Annotated in this window: 15 protein-coding genes; 6 read left to right on the forward strand and 9 right to left on the reverse strand. The window is 43.8% G+C overall.

The features are described 5' to 3' along the window. Positions 1-12 precede the first annotated feature (12 nt). The 6 genes from AC23NW_RS03635 to AC23NW_RS03660 all read left to right on the forward strand — a co-directional run bounded on the left by AC23NW_RS03635 (position 13) and on the right by AC23NW_RS03660 (position 6450). Positions 13-687, forward strand: a complete 675-nt coding sequence (locus tag AC23NW_RS03635) for an acyltransferase (protein WP_487447781.1) — start codon at positions 13-15, stop codon at positions 685-687. Then, a complete protein-coding gene (locus tag AC23NW_RS03640; RefSeq protein WP_487447782.1) occupies positions 684-1517 on the forward strand; it encodes a glycosyltransferase family 2 protein in 834 nt (277 codons plus the stop codon). Before AC23NW_RS03635 ends, AC23NW_RS03640 begins: the two co-directional genes overlap by 4 nt. Beyond that, positions 1514-2629, forward strand: coding sequence for a glycosyltransferase (locus tag AC23NW_RS03645; RefSeq protein ID WP_487447783.1), 1116 nt, complete (start codon positions 1514-1516; stop codon positions 2627-2629). Before AC23NW_RS03640 ends, AC23NW_RS03645 begins: the two co-directional genes overlap by 4 nt. Positions 2630-2916: 287 nt before the next feature. Beyond that, positions 2917-3744 (forward strand): LicD family protein, encoded by an 828-nt coding sequence (locus AC23NW_RS03650; RefSeq protein ID WP_487447784.1) that lies wholly within the window; start codon positions 2917-2919, stop codon positions 3742-3744. Continuing rightward, positions 3741-5105 (forward strand): SDR family NAD(P)-dependent oxidoreductase, encoded by a 1365-nt coding sequence (locus AC23NW_RS03655; RefSeq protein WP_487447786.1) that lies wholly within the window; start codon positions 3741-3743, stop codon positions 5103-5105. Before AC23NW_RS03650 ends, AC23NW_RS03655 begins: the two co-directional genes overlap by 4 nt. A gap of 178 nt (positions 5106-5283) precedes the next feature. Then, positions 5284-6450, forward strand: coding sequence for a glycosyltransferase (locus AC23NW_RS03660; RefSeq protein ID WP_487447788.1), 1167 nt, complete (start codon positions 5284-5286; stop codon positions 6448-6450). On the opposite strand, the gene AC23NW_RS03665 is transcribed toward AC23NW_RS03660, so the two are convergent. From AC23NW_RS03665 to AC23NW_RS03705, 9 genes are all read right to left on the reverse strand, one after another. After that, a complete protein-coding gene (locus AC23NW_RS03665) occupies positions 6440-7945 on the reverse strand; it encodes a capsule assembly Wzi family protein (RefSeq protein ID WP_487447789.1) in 1506 nt (501 codons plus the stop codon). The two genes, AC23NW_RS03660 and AC23NW_RS03665, sit on opposite strands and share 11 nt — an antisense overlap. After that, positions 7929-8828: a glycosyltransferase family protein gene (locus tag AC23NW_RS03670; protein ID WP_487447790.1), complete on the reverse strand. Its 900-nt coding sequence runs from the start codon at positions 8826-8828 to the stop codon at positions 7929-7931. The genes AC23NW_RS03665 and AC23NW_RS03670 overlap by 17 nt, the downstream gene beginning before the upstream one ends. A 35-nt stretch (positions 8829-8863) precedes the next feature. Next, positions 8864-9799 carry a glycosyltransferase family protein gene (locus AC23NW_RS03675; protein WP_487447791.1) on the reverse strand — a complete coding sequence of 312 codons (936 nt, stop codon included), beginning with the start codon at positions 9797-9799 and terminating at the stop codon, positions 8864-8866. Beyond that, positions 9796-10569, reverse strand: coding sequence for a WecB/TagA/CpsF family glycosyltransferase (locus tag AC23NW_RS03680; protein ID WP_487447792.1), 774 nt, complete (start codon positions 10567-10569; stop codon positions 9796-9798). The genes AC23NW_RS03675 and AC23NW_RS03680 overlap by 4 nt, the downstream gene beginning before the upstream one ends. 36 nt (positions 10570-10605) lie before the next feature. Then, positions 10606-11700, reverse strand: a complete 1095-nt coding sequence (locus tag AC23NW_RS03685) for an acyloxyacyl hydrolase (protein WP_487447794.1) — start codon at positions 11698-11700, stop codon at positions 10606-10608. A gap of 377 nt (positions 11701-12077) precedes the next feature. After that, positions 12078-13190 (reverse strand): GDP-mannose 4,6-dehydratase, encoded by a 1113-nt coding sequence (gene gmd / locus AC23NW_RS03690; protein ID WP_487447795.1) that lies wholly within the window; start codon positions 13188-13190, stop codon positions 12078-12080. A 181-nt stretch (positions 13191-13371) separates the two neighbouring features. Next, the gene (locus AC23NW_RS03695) at positions 13372-14703 is read right to left on the reverse strand and encodes a UDP-glucose dehydrogenase family protein (protein ID WP_487447796.1); all 1332 of its coding nucleotides are present in this window, start codon (positions 14701-14703) and stop codon (positions 13372-13374) included. Positions 14704-15091: 388 nt separating this feature from the next. Continuing rightward, positions 15092-16648, reverse strand: coding sequence for a hypothetical protein (locus AC23NW_RS03700; RefSeq protein ID WP_487447798.1), 1557 nt, complete (start codon positions 16646-16648; stop codon positions 15092-15094). Between the two features lie 37 nt (positions 16649-16685). Continuing rightward, entirely contained in the window at positions 16686-17414 is a 729-nt protein-coding gene (locus AC23NW_RS03705; RefSeq protein WP_487447800.1) for a hypothetical protein, read from the reverse strand. Positions 17415-17542 lie beyond the last annotated feature (128 nt).

The raw sequence follows: 17542 nt of genomic DNA on the forward strand, positions 1-17542 counted from the left end.
TTATTTAATTCAATGAAAAATATAAAAGTAATATTAAAAAAATATCCTTCATTGATGAATATTGTAGCTTTTATTTATTCATTAATGTACGGGAATTTTATTTTTTATTTTTATAACAAAGTAAATAAGAATGGGGCTTTCTTAAAAAAAAATGTATTTAGAATAAAGGGTAAGAATAATGAAATTTATTTAGGTAGTATGTCTAGATTTAAAAATTGTAGATTTACGATAATTGGCAATAATTGTAAAATAATAATTGGAGCAGGTAATACAATCGTTTCTGATACACATTTTTGGTGTCAAGATGATAATAGCCAAATAGTTATTGGTAATAATTTTACTATTGAAAGTGGACATATTGCATCAACTGAAGGAATGAAAATTGTAATAGGTAATGACTGTATGTTTTCAAATGATATTGAGATTAGAAATGGTGATAGCCATAGTATTATAGATAGAAAAACATCTATTAGAACTAATTATGCCAAAAATGTTACTATAGGAAATCGTGTTTGGATAGCAGCGCATGTTAGAATATTAAAAGGTTCTAAAATTCCTTCAAATTCTATAATTGGCAATAGTAGTGTTGTTAATAGTGCATTTGAGGAGGAATATGGATTATATTCAGGGATACCTTGTAAAAAGGTTAAAGATAGTATTGATTGGGACCGAAAGAAGCTTCTATGAAAATAGCTATAATTTTAACTGTACATAATCGAAAAGACAAGACTTTAGAATGTTTATATGAATTGCACAAACAGGATATTTCTTCTAGTTATGCTTTTGATATATATATTACAAATGATGGTTGCACTGACGGTACTGTTTTAGCGGTTTCAACATTATATCCTCATGTAAACTTTATTCATGGTGATGGTCAATTATACTGGAACCGAGGAGTATATGAGGCTTGGATGTTTGCAAATAAATGTAATAAATATGATTATTTCCTTTGGCTAAATGATGATACTACTTTATTTAACTTTGCGCTGCAAGAGCTAATTACTTGTTCAATTAATAAGTTCAATTGTGCTATCATTGTTGGTACAACTTGTAGTTCAAAGCATAATAGTAAAATTACATATGGTGGACGTAATTTTCAAAACGGCCTCTTAATACCAACTGGTGAGATCTTGCGCTGTGACTACTTTAATGGAAATATTGTATTAATTCCTCGGTTTGTATTTAATTGTTTAGGACCAAATGATTATATTTTCCGTCATGCATTAGGTGATTTTGATTATGGATTACGTGCGAAAAAAATGGGAATTGAATCATATATTGCACCAAGAGTACTAGGTATATGCGACGAACATGACAGTCTACCTACTTGGTGTAATCCCAAAATAAACATTCTTACTCGTTGGAAAGCCTTTCGTAAGCCTTTAGGTCATAATCCTGAAGAATACTTTATCTTTGAACGAAGACATAATGGTTTACTAATTGCAATATTTCATTATTTTACCAACCACCTTCGGGTATTTATTCCGCAAATATGGATAAACAAATCCACGTGAAAAAGCTTCTTATTTTTCATCCAGCACTTCCACCTTATCGATTAGACTTTTTTAATTCTTTATCAAATTGTTTTGAAACGCATATTTATTTTTCAAATCTTAATTTGAAATCTCAAAAGTTTGATCAAGAATATTTACAATCAAAAGCTGTATTTCATTTCTATTTTTTGACCAGAGGCTTTACTGTATTTAATAAAATTATTCGCTTTGGCATAGTATCAGCCCTGATTAAACATAAGCCAGATTATGTATTTACAAGTGAGTATAATCCGATAACTATGCTTGTATGTTTTTTTAAATTAATTTTTGATTCTAAATATAAGTTGTATACTATTTGTGATGATAATATATATATAGCGAAGAAATGTAGTGGACTTCGTAAATTTGCTCGTAATTTTATTATAAAAAGAATAGATGGGGTAATTTTTACAAATGCTGAAACAGCTGAGTGGTATATTAATAACTTAGGATTGGATACCAATGCTATTCTTTTTCCAATTGTATACGATGACGTGAAGTTTAGATTGCAACTTCAAAATGCTTTGCCGGTTGCTGAATCGTTAATTGAATCATATAATTTACAGCAAAAACGAGTACTACTTTTTGTCGGCCGCTTGGTAACTGTTAAAAATATTTCAATGCTTATTGACGCTATCTCAACAATTTCAAAAAAACATTGCGATATAAGATTAATAATTGTTGGTGAAGGCCCTGAAGGCCCTAATTTAAGAGCGTTAGTTAATAAACATTCACTGGAAGAATTTATAATTTTTACTGGTAGAAAAGAAAAGGAGGATTTACTAGCTTGGTATTTCATTGCTAATATTTTTGTTCTGCCGAGCCTTTTTGAACCTTTTGGCGCTGTTATCAATGAAGCCTTAATTGCAGGTAATTTTACCCTCTGTTCTAAGTATGCTGGGGCTGCTACTTTAATTAGTGAAAATATTAATGGTTTTTTGTTTGATGCCTATGATATAAATGACTTAATTCTGAAATTAGATAAAGCTCTATTGTTAACTCATTTTACTGCATCTACAGAATTGCGGGATAATAAAATGCCAACTTCTTATAATTTAATTTTTAATGATTTTATTCAAAGTTTAAATTCATAATGTGTAAATGTTGATATTTATTTAATGTATACTTGTTGTTGATAGTTAAGTTTATTAACAGTTTATATTTTTGTGAATAAAATATAAACTGCTTTAATTTTTTTTCTGAACATGCTCTATATAGTCATACATTTTATGTGTTAGAGTTAATGTAAAGAACTTTTTTATAAAAATAATGACTTTCATTTTAAAATGTGTTTAAAGTTTAATATATTTTTATTAATTTTAGGTTAGTTATTTAACATTTTGGTAACCTTGACATGTGGTTGTCTTAATTACTATATTTCATGAAGCCAATAACTGCAAATGAGCTTAAATCATTGCAACTAGAAATACTTGACTTTATTGTAGATTATTGTGAAAAAGAATCTATAAGCTATTTTTTGTGTGGTGGAACCTTATTGGGTGCTATACGTCACAAAGGTTTTATTCCTTGGGATGATGATATTGATATTATGTTACCTCGCCCTGACTATGATCGTTTAATATCTTGTATTCCGGAGCATGAATACTATAAACTAAAGACTAATAAGTTAGAATCAGATTATCCTTTTGTTTTTGCAACATTGAATGATATTAGGACTCAAAAGAATGAGAAAAAACTTATTTCTAGATTTAGTTCTTCTTTAGGTGTAAATATTGATATCTTTCCTATTGATGGCCTTCCTCATGAAGATAATGATGTGAAGTTGTATTATAAGAAGATTCAATTTTTTGGGTTTTTATTACAATCTGCCACATATCGTTTTGGTGTTGGTAAATCATTTTTAACGTCTATTTTAAAAAATTTTGGGATTTTTATTTTTAGATTTTTAATGTTAATTAATGTTACTTCACTTTCGAGGCTTATAAATTCTTTCGATGCATTTTCAAAAAAATATGATTATTACCGTGCTAACAAGGTTGGTATAACTGCAATTTCTCATTATGGTATGAAGGAAATGAATGATAAAGGTGGTTATGAATCTTTTGTTCTTGTAGAGTTCGAGAATAAGCTATATCGTGCGCCTGTTTCTTATCATAGTTACTTATCTAATCTATATGGTGATTACATGAAATTACCACCAATTACTTTACAAGTCTCACATCACACATCTAATTGTTACTGGTTATGAACATAGCTGTTATTCTTGCAGGGGGTTCCGGTATCCGTTTAGGTGGAGGCATGCCTAAACAATTTTTAAAAGTAGCTGGAAAAAGAGTTATTGAACATACTATTAATGTTTTTGAAAATAATGAATTCATCGATGAAATAGCAATAGTTACTCACTCTGACTATATCAGTCTTGTTGAAAAGATACTTATTGATAATCAGTATAAAAAGGTTAAAAAAATTCTAAACGGCGGCTCTGAAAGATACCAGTCCAGTTTATCTGCTATTAAGGCATATGTAAATGATGATGACAATCTTATTTTTCACGATGCTGTTCGTCCTTTAGTTAATGACAGAATTATTAATGATTGTATTGACGCTCTTAAGTTACATGATGCTGTTGATGTGGCTGTTGCTACAACTGATACTGTGATTCAGGTCGATAACTATAATCATATTGAACAAATACCTAATCGTCCATCTTTGAGAAACGGACAAACACCACAATGCTTTAAGCGCGGATTAATAAATAAAGCTTATGAACTAGCATTGAACGACCCCAGCTTCAAGACTACTGATGATTGTGGTGTAGTTCATAAATATTTACCTGATACATCAATATTTGTTGTAAAAGGTGAGCAATTTAATATGAAGCTTACCTATCAGGAAGATATGTTCCTTTTAGATAAATTGTTTCAGCTTAAATCAATTCAAGGTAATCATTCCAATTTATCCGATGAGGCTATTAAAAACTTACCAAATAAAGTAATTGTTGTTTTTGGCGGAAGTTATGGTATTGGAAAAGAAATTGTTGATATTGGTCGTGATTTAGGCGCTATTGTTTATTCTTTTAGCAGAAGTCAGAATAATATTGATATTGCTAATAGTGAATCTGTCAGTGCTGTTTTAAATTCTATATTTAATAAAAATGGACGAATTGATTTTGTTATTTGTACTGCTGGCATACTCATTAAAGAACCCTTATTTAATCTTAATTACAAACAAATAAATGAAAGTATTCATATTAATTATTTCGGTGCTATTAATGTAGCAAAAGAGGCTTTTCCATTCTTAAAACAAACTAAAGGTTCATTATTATTTTTTACTAGTAGTAGTTACACTAAAGGACGGATGTTATATAGTATATATTCTTCAACTAAAGCCGCCATTGTTAATCTTTCCCAAGCCTTAAGTGAAGAGTGGCTAGATACAGGCATTAGAGTTAACTGTATTAATCCAGAACGTACAAAAACCCCAATGCGAATTAAAAACTTTGGTATAGAAGATGAATCATCATTATTGTCTTCTAAATGTGTGGCAATTGCATCTATCAATTCACTTGTGACTAAATTAACTGGTGAGATTATTGACGTTCGAAAATAAGCTTATTTGACAGTTGATTTATCTATTTTTATTTGACTTATTTTACTATATTATTATTCGAATATTATTTGACCCACAATTATATTCACTCCTTGTATTTTCATTTACATGGTTTTATCATTTAAATTAATATTTGTGCTATTGAGTCCTAATAAATATATATTATTATTATTGCCTTATGAGGATTTTACTTATTCATACTTATTATCAGCAACGTGGCGGCGAAGATGCTGTTTTTGAAATGGAATCCACTTTACTTGCATCAAAATATACTGTTCAGAAGATATCATTTTATAATAAACATGGTATTTATGGTGCTTTGCAATTTATATTTTCAATATTTAATATAGTTTCTTTTTACAAAATTTATAGAGCTATTAAACGTTATCCTCCTGATATAATCCATGTACACAACTATCATTATGCTTTAGGCCCAATTATTTTTTGGATCTCTAAAATAATATCTGTACCTATTGTAATTACCCTTCACAATTATAGAATATTATGCCCATCTGCTAACATGTTTTATAATAGCAAAATTTATACTGATAGTTTAAATAGTACTTTTCCTTTTAAAGCAATTATAAATAAAGTTTATCGAAACTCATTTTTTCAAACTTTTTGGTTGGTATTTATTGGATGGTTTCATAAGCAAATAGGTACTTGGTCTACAGTAGATCGCTTCATTGTTTTAACGGAGTTTGCCGCAAATTTATTTTTGAACTCATCTTTTAAGCCTTTTTTCACTAATTACAGTATTAAGCCTAATTCTACTGATCGTCCAGTTGAAATAGACTTTAAAACTAAAAATAATTATTTCCTTTTTGTAGGACGCTTAACAGAAGATAAAGGTATTAAAGTCTTATTAAACACTTTCGAAAAGTGTAACTATCCACTAAAAATTATTGGTTCAGGTCCTCTATGTGATTATGTAACAGAAAGAGCTTCTTTTAATAAAAACATTTCTTTTCTAGGACAACAGTCTTCTAACTATGTAAAAGACCTGATGGCCCATGCTTCAGCGTTAGTATTTCCATCAATTTGGTATGAAGGCATGCCGATGACAATTATTGAAGCCTTCTCGGTAGGAACTCCTGTTATTGCAAGTAAACTTGGTGCTATGAGTACAATGATTACAGATGGCTATAATGGAATGCATTTTGAGCCAAATAATGCTGAAGACTTAAGGAGAATAATAAATAACTGGTTTGAATTGCCAGTTGTCCTGAAGTTGCAATATAATGAGAATGCCCTTACTACCTATGAGGCTAACTATACTCCCGAAAAAAATTTACAGATGCTTACTGATATTTTTACTGATGTTATTAATAAGGCTAAAAAATAATATAATGATAGCTGAGTTGTCCTCCCAGACTATTTGTTATTAGTTTACCTTTATCCCAGGCAATTGCTACTTGTAAAGTCCCTTTCCTTATTTTTTTCAATACCTGTATATATGCTGATAGCTGATTTACTGGCAAGCGGGGGTCTCCTGTTATTGGCCTTCCGTAGTTTCTACTACCTGATAGTTTGCCTGTTATAAACAAGTTTTGATTAAGATTTGCCAGAATTGCCAGGTGAATAACCTGTACCCGGTTATTGCTCACCATGGTTTTTCCATAGCCTCCTTTCAAGTTATATAATTCAGGTTTTGTATCATTCCATCGGGTAATAAAAGGCGTACCAATTACCCGCTGCCGATGCGTCCAGCCATCGCGGTATTGGTAGTTCACGAAATAATCATCGGCTCCGTCGTACAACCGACTCCCGTTCTTAATATTGAAGCCCCCCTGATTCAGGGTTGTCAGAAATTCAGCGGTAATTTGGAGTACTTTTGCTGATGCACTACTCCTGTTGTTCCGCCACCGGATGCCATATAGACCATCCGGCAGGTTTCGCATGGCGACACCTGATTTATCCTCATAAGGGTGCTGGATATATGCAAACAGATTCGAAGCTTTTCCGGTCCAGTTGACAGCGATATCCATGCTACCCAAATGATTGCCCAGTCGGTTCATTAAATCAAAGTGACTGTAGACTCCGGTTCCATCGTCCGGATACTGACGGGCAGTGATGACATAGAGATAATCATTAAACGAAGAGGGCAAATGTCCGGTCGGGGCCAGTGTTTTAGATAGTGTTGCTGAGTAGCCTCCCCATTGTACATAGTGCGTAACGCCCATCAAAAACTGAAGCCTGCTTTCCGGTTTCCCGAAACGCAGAAACAGGGCTTTCTGGTGCAGAAATGAATTCTGGATGGAATCTGTGTTGGCAAACCATCCGTGTGCGTACAGGGCATTTATGGCCACGGCATTGCGCGTAAACCGCAGCGGAACAAATCCCGGCGTCCCCAGCTGAATTTTAGGAATGGGCAAGGCGTTACCCGACCAGGCATAGGAACCTGACGATAGCAGGGTATCGACAAGCCCGAACACTTCGCGGCGGCGACCCAGATAAAGCTCTGCAAACCGATAGCGTGCCGTGATGTTGGCGACCGGTAACAGCAGCTTCGTGTTTCTCCCAAGATTAGCGACTCCTTCGGCGGCAACCTGCAGGTGTACTTTCTCCGGGTTTTGCCAATCGCCCATCCGCAGGTGACCGCCCAGCCTGATCAGACCCGCCGGCCCGCTTAACGGCACTGTCCCGTACTGATTAGCCCGCAGCCAGAAGGGCGTACGGTCAGCCGTAGAGGCCAGCGCCCCGAGCTCGGCATACCCTATTGCTTTTGCGCTCAGAGTGTCCGTCAGCCCATACCCTTGTCCATAGCAATTACGGGGGGTGATGCTTTGTACAGTAAATAGTCCGCAAACGAGTATAATAGTCTTAGCGTAATCCTGCATAGGTTTTCAATCGATTTAAGAGCCGTACACCCAGGCTGTATTTTTGCCGGAAGCGTTTGGTGTAATAGGGGTGTTCCCGTGCCTTGTCGGGTAAGCAAAACGTACGCCGCTTACCCTCATCCAGAATCGTCCGGTAGCGGTTATAGACGTTTGTATTGACCCCGTCGTTGCCATAAAAGCCGATGTTCTGCACTTTTGAGGTGGTCGGGTATGTTGTCAGGCTACCGAGTTTAAACTGCGTGTAACACAAGCGGATGTCCCAGGCATCCAGTTCGCCCTGCATCGTCCGCCGTAACATGCGTACGCGGTCACTGCCGTTCACGTTAAAGGCAGTCCGTTGTGCCGGATCATGCATGAAGGCCGCAAAATCCGTCACGTTCCAGTCGGCCTGTTGCCAGCGGTCGGCCCAGATGGCCCAGCCCCACGCACAGGTGCGGCCAATGAAATACACGTCGTCCGGATAACCGGCCGGTTTGTCAAACGGAAAGCTGTAGCCGCCAATTGAAAACACGTCCTGTTGGTCGGCATAAGTCGCCAGGCACTGATTCATGTAATCGAGGAAGTTGGGTGCTGTCACAATATCATCCTCCACAACAATCACCGAAGGGTGCCGGCTAAGCACATAGGTGACCCCACGGATGACCGAATTGGCGCATCCCTGGTTTTCTTCCTGAACGTGTAAACTAACCCGTCTGAAGCCGGTAATGTCCCTGACCAGGTCGCATACCTGAGCCACCTTGGGCCGGTCTTCGGGTCGTTTGGGACCATCCACAAACACGTATAAGTCGCTTTCGGCGGCCAGGTAATTGTTTTTAAGTGCGTTTAAGGTTTGTTCAAGCTCATACGGACGTTTGTAGGCAAAAAGTGCTATAGGCGCGTTCATTAAGATAAGATATGATTAGAGTGGTTAACACGCGGTTACCCGTACCTTATAGCCGTTTCGAGGTTCACAGCCTGCGTCCTGAGACTATTCAGCACACGTACGGGGATACTAAACTGCCATTTCAACTGCTCCAGGTAATAGTCGGATACGACAGGGTGCTCAGGTAAACGGAAAACCTGTTGATCACCCGTATCCAGAATTGTCCGGAAGCGGTTGTAGACATTCGTGTGGGTGGAGTCGGCTGAAAAGCCGATATTCTGAATTTTTGACTGTGTCGGATACACAGTCAGGCCATTTACCCGTGCCTGGGCATAACACCACCGGATGGCCCAGGAATCAATTTCCTGCTGTTTCCACCGGCGCAGCATGCGTACGCGGTCGCTGCCCCCGCTGCTGAACTGCGCTTTGCGGTCTTTATCCTGCATAAAGGCATCGTAGTCGCTGATGCTCCAGTCGGCCGTATCCCAGCGGTCCTGCCAGGTTGCCCATCCCCAGGAGCCTGTCCGGGGAAAGAGATAAATATCATCGGTATAGCCGTCCGGTTTGTCAAACGGAAAGCTGAAGCCGGTAACCGAAAAAATCTGTTTCTGCTGCGCATAGGCCGTCAGGCACTGATTCATAAAGGAAAGAAAATTGCGGCTGGTCAGCAGATCATCTTCCAGTACGATAACAGAGCCATGTTGCCGGATCACCTGCGTTACCCCGCTGATGACGGAGTTCGCTAAGCCCTGATTCCGGGTGGCATACATGCGATTTATCTGTTTGAAGCCGGTAACGGCTTCGGCAATGGCTTTCGTCTCCTCAACTTTGCGTACATCGTCCGGCCGTTTAGGGCCATCCACGAAAATGTATAGCTCACTTTCGGGGGCCAGCTCGTTTTGCTGTAAACACCGAACGGTCTTCGCAAACTCGTTGGGTCGTTTATACGCAAAGAGAACAATGGGTGCTACTGACTGCGTGGATTGCTTCATAAACGTTGCGTCAATTTTTGGGTCATCCATTGTTTGGCAAGATACCAAACATACAGACTATTTGTTATGGCATAGCGTCGGAATAACCGGCGGGGTTCTTGAACAAGGCGAAAAAACCACTCCATCCCGGCGTTTTGCATCCATTCGGGTGCACGGTTTACTTCACCGGCCAGGACGGGCAGGGCACCGCCAATCCCCAGCATCACGGCATTGATCTGTCCGCGCATGCGGTTCATCCAGAGTTCCTGTTTCGGGCAACCGAGGGCTACAAACACCAGCCCGGCACCGGAGCGGTTGATGGTGTCGATGGTTTGGGCTTCTTCGGCGGCGCTCAGCGGCCGGAACGGCGGCGAGATAGCCCCCGCAATGATCAGTCCCGGATAGTGGATGGCGCAGTTTTGCGCTACCCGTTTCAGTACCTCCGGGGTTGAGCCGTAAAAAAACACCGGTACGTTTTGCTCTTCTGCTTTCCGGATCAGGTCGGGCAACATATCCATGCCGGTGGTGCGTTGTTGTTTCAGCCCATACAGGCTCCGCAAGCCCCAGACAAGCGGCATCCCATCGGGCAGCACGTAGTCGGCGCCGTTTACCGCACGGGCAATCTGCTGATCCTGTTTTACTTCAATCGCCATGTGTACATTGGCAAAGCAAACCGTGCAGGAAGTCCGTTTGTGGGCCAGGGCCATGATACACTGCATAAACCGCTGGTAGCTGTCCAGGGAAATATCCAGCTCAATGACTTTGGCACGTGGAGGAAGTTCTGCGATCATGGTAGTACTATTTAAGGAAGGTTGTCTGTACAATCATTAGTATAAGGTATAGCCGATCAGGGCGTGAAATCCTTTGGTCACATCCTGGTCCGCTTTAACGCCAACGCCAACGGTAAGGCCGTTACGCAGTTGATAGCGTAAAGAGTAGCGCTGAAAGGAGGTGTAATGCCGGATATAAACACCATAGCTCGGCTGAATCAGGTTCCAGACCCAATGCGCCGTAAAGGCAAACTGACCATACCAGAATTCATAGCCCGCCAATAGGCCAAACTGTTTATACTGGAAATTTTTAGCTCCTATTGCCTGATTTTTAATGTATCTATCATCGATATACTGCGCACCAATAGAAAAGGCATGTTGTGTCGTTACTCTGTACCCACCCATAATGTCGGCCCCCCACATAGGACAAACTACATAGTCTTTCCCGTCGTGCAGTTGTTTAAATGTCTTTGGGTTTACGTATGGGTCTGTAGGCGATAATACTCGTACAGAACCCATTAAATCGACCCGGGCAAACCACCGCCGTGTTAAGGCCGGATGTTCCCAGTCGCGGGTGGCGGGTACAGTCGTGGGCTGCGGCGCATAGCTAACGCCCAAACCTACGACTGGTACATTAAGCCCTACGTTTGGTTTTTTTGTCCCGGCGTTGGAAATGTGGTTGTAGTGAAACGCCAGATTGGCGTGCCATTGGTTTGTTAGTTTATAATGAGCGTTGGCCGCTACGCCAATCATGGCGCTGAGCGGCAGGCTGAAATATTCGTTGGTCGGGTTGGTTTCGGCGTTGTATACCCGTGTCAGGTAGGTTAGCCCAGCCGAGGTCCGTACGGAGAAATAGGTCCGGTGGCGGTAGCGGATCAGGGGTTCAAAAAACAGACCGGCTCCGGCGGTGCGGCCGAGGGCCACGGGGTTATGGAAGGTGTAATAGTTGGCGTAAACTCCGGTTTTGGCAAAGCAGTTGCAGGTTTCCCAGGAGTTGCGGGAGGTGCCTACCCAGCTGTAACTCATTTCAACACCGGCGGGCGGGGTGGTAGAGGCGGGGGTTACCCGGTCCGGTACCGATACGCCCATAAACACCTTTGCCCCGATCAGCCGTGTGTTGGCCACAGCGGTATCGGAGGGGCTTTGGCCCATGAGCCAATGACTTAACAGAATAAGACAAAGTAAACTAACGAGTCGCGGCGGCATATTCGTACTGTTTCGTAACCTCCTTTACCCTTTCGGGTTGGGAGCCGTTTATTCTTTTACCACATAGCCACATAATGCAAAGGTTTACTTTGTGTGGTAGGTGATATGTTGATTTTCCTCCCCCCAACCCCCTCCAGAGGGGGAGAACGGGCAGCTCTCCCCCTCTGGAGGGGGTTGGGGGAGGACTCTTTCGCAAAGAGTGCTTAAGCGTTCTTTATTCCCCCCTCCCGAATCGTCGGCCCGGCCTGAAAAACAGGAGAGGGGGTATTTTCGGGCTTTATAGCCCCTCCCCTTACTTCAAGGGGAGGGGTTGGGGTGGGGTTTTACTCAAAATAATTCAGCACCGCATGCCCGTTGGTGGCCAGCAGCTGATCGCGGGTAAAGAGGTCCAGATCGGCGGTCACCATGTCCTTGACGAGGGCCGGCAGGTCGTATTTCGGTTGCCAGTTGAGCTTGGTCATGGCCTTGGTCGGATCGCCGAGCAGCAGGTCCACTTCCGTTGGCCGGAAATACCGCGGGTCGATGCACAGTACTTCCTGACCCACCGACACCGGATAGGCCGGGTTGCTGGCCGAAGCCACAATCGCGCGTTCGTTCACGCCTTCGCCATCAAAGGCTAGTTCAACACCCACTTCGGCAAACGCCATCCGGACAAAGTCGCGGACGCTCGTGGTGATGCCGGTCGCGATCACAAAGTCTTCTGGCTGCTCCTGTTGCAGGATCAGGTACATGGCTTCGACATAGTCTTTGGCGTGGCCCCAGTCGCGCAGCGAGTCGAGGTTACCGAGGTAGACTTTGTCCTGCAGGCCGAGGGCAATGCGGGCCACGGCGCGCGTAATCTTGCGGGTAACGAAGGTTTCGCCCCGCAGCGGCGATTCGTGGTTAAACAGGATACCATTGCAGGCGTACATGTTGTAGGCCTCGCGGTAGTTCACCGTAATCCAGTAGCCATAGAGTTTGGCGACGGCATAGGGCGAGCGCGGGTAAAACGGCGTCGTCTCCGACTGCGCATGGCCCTGTACACCGCCGTAGAGCTCCGAGGTCGACGCCTGGTAGATGCGGGTTTTCTCCGTCAGGCCCAGCAGGCGCACGGCTTCCAGAATCCGCAGCGTACCGATACCGTCGACTTGTGCGGTGTATTCCGGTTCGTCGAAACTCACCCGCACGTGCGACATGGCCCCGAGGTTATAAATCTCGTCGGGCTGCACTTCCTGAATGATGCGGATGATGTTGGTCGAGTCGGAGAGGTCGCCGTAATGGAGTTTAAACCGTACGTTTTTGTCGTGCGGATCTTCATACAGGTTGTCGATGCGCTGCGTATTGAAGAGCGAGCTGCGGCGCTTGATGCCGTGGACTTCGTAGCCTTTGCTGAGGAGGAGTTCGGCGAGGTAGGCGCCGTCTTGTCCGGTGATACCGGTTATGAGTGCTTTTTTCATGGTTTCTTATGCCAGGGGACTTTCTGCCCCGAGAATCCAGGGGCGTTGCCCCTGGTTACTGATTAATGGCTTTATCGCGTTGGTTCCGGCCTTTGGCAAATCAATCGCCTTTATCAAATCAATCGCCTGGGGCATCGCCCCAGGTTTTCGAGTCTAAGCTTTATCGCGTCAATTCCGGCTACTACGCCAGCGCGCGGAAGCCGATCTGAACGGCTTCACGGCCGATGCTATAGTAGGTATAACCCAGATCCCGCATCTGATCGGTTTCGTAGAGGTTACGGCCGTCGAAGATAACTTTATGCTTCAGCAGCAGCTCCATTTTCTTAAAGTCCGGCGTGCGGAAAATCGGCCATTCCGTCATGATGAGTAAGGCATCGGCATCATCGAGGGCGGCATAGGACGTGTGCGCGTAGATAAGCTGATCGCCGAAAATGGCTTTTACATTAGCCATTGCCTCCGGATCGTAGACCGTCACTTTGGCCCCTGCGCTCAGCAGGGCGCGGATGTTTTCGAGCGCCGGTGCTTCGCGGATATCGTCGGTATACGGTTTAAAGGCAAGGCCCCAGATCGCAATGGTTTTGCCCGTCAAATCGCCGCCGAAATACTGACTGATTTGCGGCAACAGTTTCATTTTCTGGTCGGCGTTCACCGCCATTACCGATTTCAGCATCCTGAAGTCATAATCATAGTCCTGCGCGGTTTTGGCAAGAGCCTGCACATCTTTCGGGAAGCAGCTACCCCCGTAGCCGATACCGGCAAACAGGAAGCGTTTGCCGATGCGGCTGTCGGTGCCGATGCCTTTCCGGATATCGTCTACGTTGGCCCCGACCTTTTCGCACAGGTTCGCAATTTCGTTCATAAAGGTAATCTTCGTGGCGAGAAATGCATTGGCCGCATATTTCGTCATTTCGGCCGAGCGTTCGTCCATAAAAATCACCGGATTCCCCTGCCGGACAAGGGGAGCATATAACCGGTTCATTACGGCTTTGGCCTGTTCAGACTGCGTACCAATCACAACGCGGTCTGGTTTCATAAAGTCTTCTACCGCCACGCCTTCCCGGAGGAATTCCGGATTAGAGACCACGTCGAACGGGACCTGTGCATTCAGCGCAATGTAATCACGGACTTTTTCTGCCGTGCCTACTGGTACGGTGCTTTTATCAACGATAACCGTATAGTCTTTCAATAGCGGGCCCAGATCACCGGCGACCTGCAGAATGTATTTGAGGTCGGCCGCGCCATCTTCGCCGGGCGGGGTCGGCAGGGCAAGGAAGATCACTTCTGCGCCGTCAATGCCTTCAGCCAGATTGGTGGTAAACTGCAATCGCCCCTCGGCTGTATTGCGGTTGAACAGCGTGTCCAGCCCCGGCTCATAAATAGGGATAATACCTTTCCGGAGCTTGTCGACCTTGCGTTCGTCAATGTCAATACAGATTACCTGATTGCCGGTTTCGGCAAAGCATGTGCCGGTTACGAGTCCTACATAGCCGGTTCCTACGACAGCGATTTGCATGTGATGTTGAGTTTATGAGGGATATTTTCAGATTGAATGACTACTTGATCGTTTTATATCACAAAGGCGGTATGTACCTAAGGGGCACAAAAATTATGATTAGTTAAACTGTTTATTTCCTTTTTATGGTTAATAACTTGCTATAGTATGCTACTGAATTTTTACTAGTATAAACTAAAGATAGCCTTTATACAGAGACCGGAAAGACCGTTACATAAAGACATGGAAAAGTTTATATAGATTGTTGTTATCAATCAACTTTTGTTAAAACCTTCCTGGAAGTTCAAAACTTCCAGGAAGGTTTTAACAAAAAACGCAATCAAAAAGCCCCTTCCCCGAACAGTTGGAGAAGGGGCTGTGACCATGGATAGTAGTCAGAAAACCAGGCTTAGTTCGGGCAAACGAGTGTACCTGACTTGATGTTTACCTGAATAGGCTCCAGGGTGGTATTGGCGTTGCCCGTTGTGAATTCATAGTTGTACGAACCCTCAAAGTCAACGCGGGCCTGATACGTCGTATTTGGTTTCAGGGCCGTTAACTGACCTTTGCCGTTGCGGACAACTGTTGATGTCGTCAGCGGTTTACCTTTTTCAGCATACCAAACCGTTACGTTCGGATAGAGGGATATGGTCAGGTCGCTGCCGTTCAGCTTCGGTGTTTTGCCATTGGCGCAGGTAACGTTGGCTTCGAAGAACACGTTAACCGAACGTTTGTTGTAGCGGATGGTTTTTTCGTCTTTACCACACAGGCTGGCAACCTGCAGTTTATCAAACTGCTCGCCTTCTGAATCGAAGAATTTAATGGTGGCCTGCTTTGACAGCGCCGTCGGGAAATCGATCTGCGATGTGGCCGTTCCTTTGAAGGTTACCCCGTCCTGCTCAATTTCGTAGCCAAACGCAAAGTTTTCAATCGGATCGTTGCCCTGGCCAACCACGTTGACTTTCAGGGAGCCGGTGCAGGTATTTTTGATAACCTCACCTACGCCGATTGGTTTCGATACGTCGGTAATGTTGAGGCTGGCAACCCGTTCGCCGTTGATGTTCAGCGCGCTGGTGCGGCTTGTAACGGCAAACTGACCGGTACTGCCGTCGTAGTTAACAATATCGATTGAGCCGTTTGCTGAGACCGGAATCAGCATCACAATGTCATTGTCGCTGAATGTGACCGGCTTGCCGCCGCTGGTCAGCTGAATATCCAGATAGTCGTACAGTTTCAGCACAACATTAGATACTTTATCGCCTTCTTTCAGGGAAACGCTGGAGCCAACCGGCGCCCCGCCACGGCGGATAAATGCGTTAACGGTTGCCCCATTGGCCAGGGGTTTACCGTCTTCTCCCAGGAATACAGTACCACGCTTGATGGCGGCCTGAATATTACCAATTGGCAGTGTTTTAACAGCCGGAATCGCTCCGCCGGCACCCACCGCAAAGCTCGTGCGTAAAACCGAAATATCGGACGGCAAATTCTTCTCATCCACCAGCTTCACCTGGAATGGATCGTTGATCGCCTTGGTCAGCACCAGGTTCGTACTGCTTTCCATGTAGGAAGTGTAATCCGGCGGCGTTACCTGTACCAGGATGCGGGCCGGGTTGTCCAGGGTTGGCACGGCACCGGTCAGATACAAGGCAATAGAGCCTTTTGTGGTGAAGGTCGACGGCAGTTTGTTGCCTTGTGAGTCAACCAGACGACCGGCATCCGGACCCGAAACGGTAACCGTTACCCGGGTATCGCCGAGGGCGTCGAGGGTTTTGGCGTCTACGATGGCGCCAGTCACCTGCGTAGCAGCCGGCTCAACACTGACACGGGCGGTAATGCCGTTCAGCGGCTTGAGGCTGAAGGTGTCGCGCAGGTCCTGGCATCCCGTTACCAGGGCGGCTCCGGCTACAGCAATCAGGGCCGTAGCCCGCGCTTTGCGAAGCGGAAAAGATTTAACAATACGCTGCATAAATTGGTCAGTAAAGGTTTTACAGATGAATGATTAATTAACGATTAAACAAACTTGTTTTCAGGCGATAAGCCAGACCTATGTTGAAAATAGGATAGTACTTAAGCGGTTTCAGATTGTCTTCTAATACAGCTCCCTGGTCACTGGATGGAGCGAGCATACCCGTTGTACGGAAGTCGATTTTAGGAGAGTTCTGGAAAAACATCCCCAGATCGACCATTAGTTTGAGGCGTTTGCGCAGGAACGGATGTCCCCAGCCAATGCCTGCATATGGCGCGAATCGTTGAAAACGGGCAGTTCCTTCAATGGTCCCAATGTCTTTAACCGTAAAGACGACATCATTAAATTTGAAGTCCTTTGTTGACTGACCAAACAGCGAGAACCGGTTACGATTGAAATACGTCCCCGCTGTCAGGCGAAAGCCCAACCGCCGGAACGGGTAATAATCGAGCAGGAGGTTGATCGACGTCAGCTTAAACGAATAGTCAAACGCTAACTGCAGATCGTCGGTATCTTTCCCTGCATTATAGATTCCCTGGTAGTTGAATAGGTTGATGCCGGCTCTGGCGGCAAAATGGCGGGAGATGGAATGGGCTACCCCGACTCCGAACCCCGCTGTGCTTACTTGCAAAATAGGTGCCAGTCCGACCTGGTATGTCGGGAGCGGACGACTCTTTTTCTGCGGTCCTTCGACCGGTAGGCTATCCGCACCCTGGCTGACAAGCGGCATTGTCAGCAGCAACAGAAACAATACGGTGTGGTTCATTCCGGTAACCAGTATCTGATTGGTTAATGATAAGATTCAGGTTGTTTATATACGCGTGTGTCTGTCTGTCTTTCCGCCTCAACACTTCCCGATTACCCAATAAAAGACATCCGAAACCAGTGTAGACA

Source organism: Arsenicibacter sp. R0_47, assembly GCF_057652235.1.

What these genes read in the sequence shown, in the direction of transcription:
- AC23NW_RS03695 (WP_487447796.1), bottom strand. Translation starts at nt 14,703, where the DNA reads ATGCAAATCGCTGTCGTAGGAACCGGCTATGTAGGACTCGTAACCGGC.
- AC23NW_RS03685 (WP_487447794.1), bottom strand. Translation starts at nt 11,700, where the DNA reads ATGGGCCAAAGCCCCTCCGATACCGCTGTGGCCAACACACGGCTGATC.
- AC23NW_RS03650 (WP_487447784.1), top strand. Translation starts at nt 2,917, where the DNA reads ATGAAGCCAATAACTGCAAATGAGCTTAAATCATTGCAACTAGAAATA.
- AC23NW_RS03665 (WP_487447789.1), bottom strand. Translation starts at nt 7,945, where the DNA reads ATGCAGGATTACGCTAAGACTATTATACTCGTTTGCGGACTATTTACT.
- AC23NW_RS03635 (WP_487447781.1), top strand. Translation starts at nt 13, where the DNA reads ATGAAAAATATAAAAGTAATATTAAAAAAATATCCTTCATTGATGAAT.
- AC23NW_RS03700 (WP_487447798.1), bottom strand. Translation starts at nt 16,648, where the DNA reads ATGCAGCGTATTGTTAAATCTTTTCCGCTTCGCAAAGCGCGGGCTACG.
- AC23NW_RS03660 (WP_487447788.1), top strand. Translation starts at nt 5,284, where the DNA reads ATGAGGATTTTACTTATTCATACTTATTATCAGCAACGTGGCGGCGAA.
- AC23NW_RS03680 (WP_487447792.1), bottom strand. Translation starts at nt 10,569, where the DNA reads ATGATCGCAGAACTTCCTCCACGTGCCAAAGTCATTGAGCTGGATATT.
- AC23NW_RS03670 (WP_487447790.1), bottom strand. Translation starts at nt 8,828, where the DNA reads ATGAACGCGCCTATAGCACTTTTTGCCTACAAACGTCCGTATGAGCTT.
- AC23NW_RS03655 (WP_487447786.1), top strand. Translation starts at nt 3,741, where the DNA reads ATGAACATAGCTGTTATTCTTGCAGGGGGTTCCGGTATCCGTTTAGGT.
- AC23NW_RS03640 (WP_487447782.1), top strand. Translation starts at nt 684, where the DNA reads ATGAAAATAGCTATAATTTTAACTGTACATAATCGAAAAGACAAGACT.
- AC23NW_RS03675 (WP_487447791.1), bottom strand. Translation starts at nt 9,799, where the DNA reads ATGAAGCAATCCACGCAGTCAGTAGCACCCATTGTTCTCTTTGCGTAT.
- AC23NW_RS03705 (WP_487447800.1), bottom strand. Translation starts at nt 17,414, where the DNA reads ATGAACCACACCGTATTGTTTCTGTTGCTGCTGACAATGCCGCTTGTC.
- gmd (WP_487447795.1), bottom strand. Translation starts at nt 13,190, where the DNA reads ATGAAAAAAGCACTCATAACCGGTATCACCGGACAAGACGGCGCCTAC.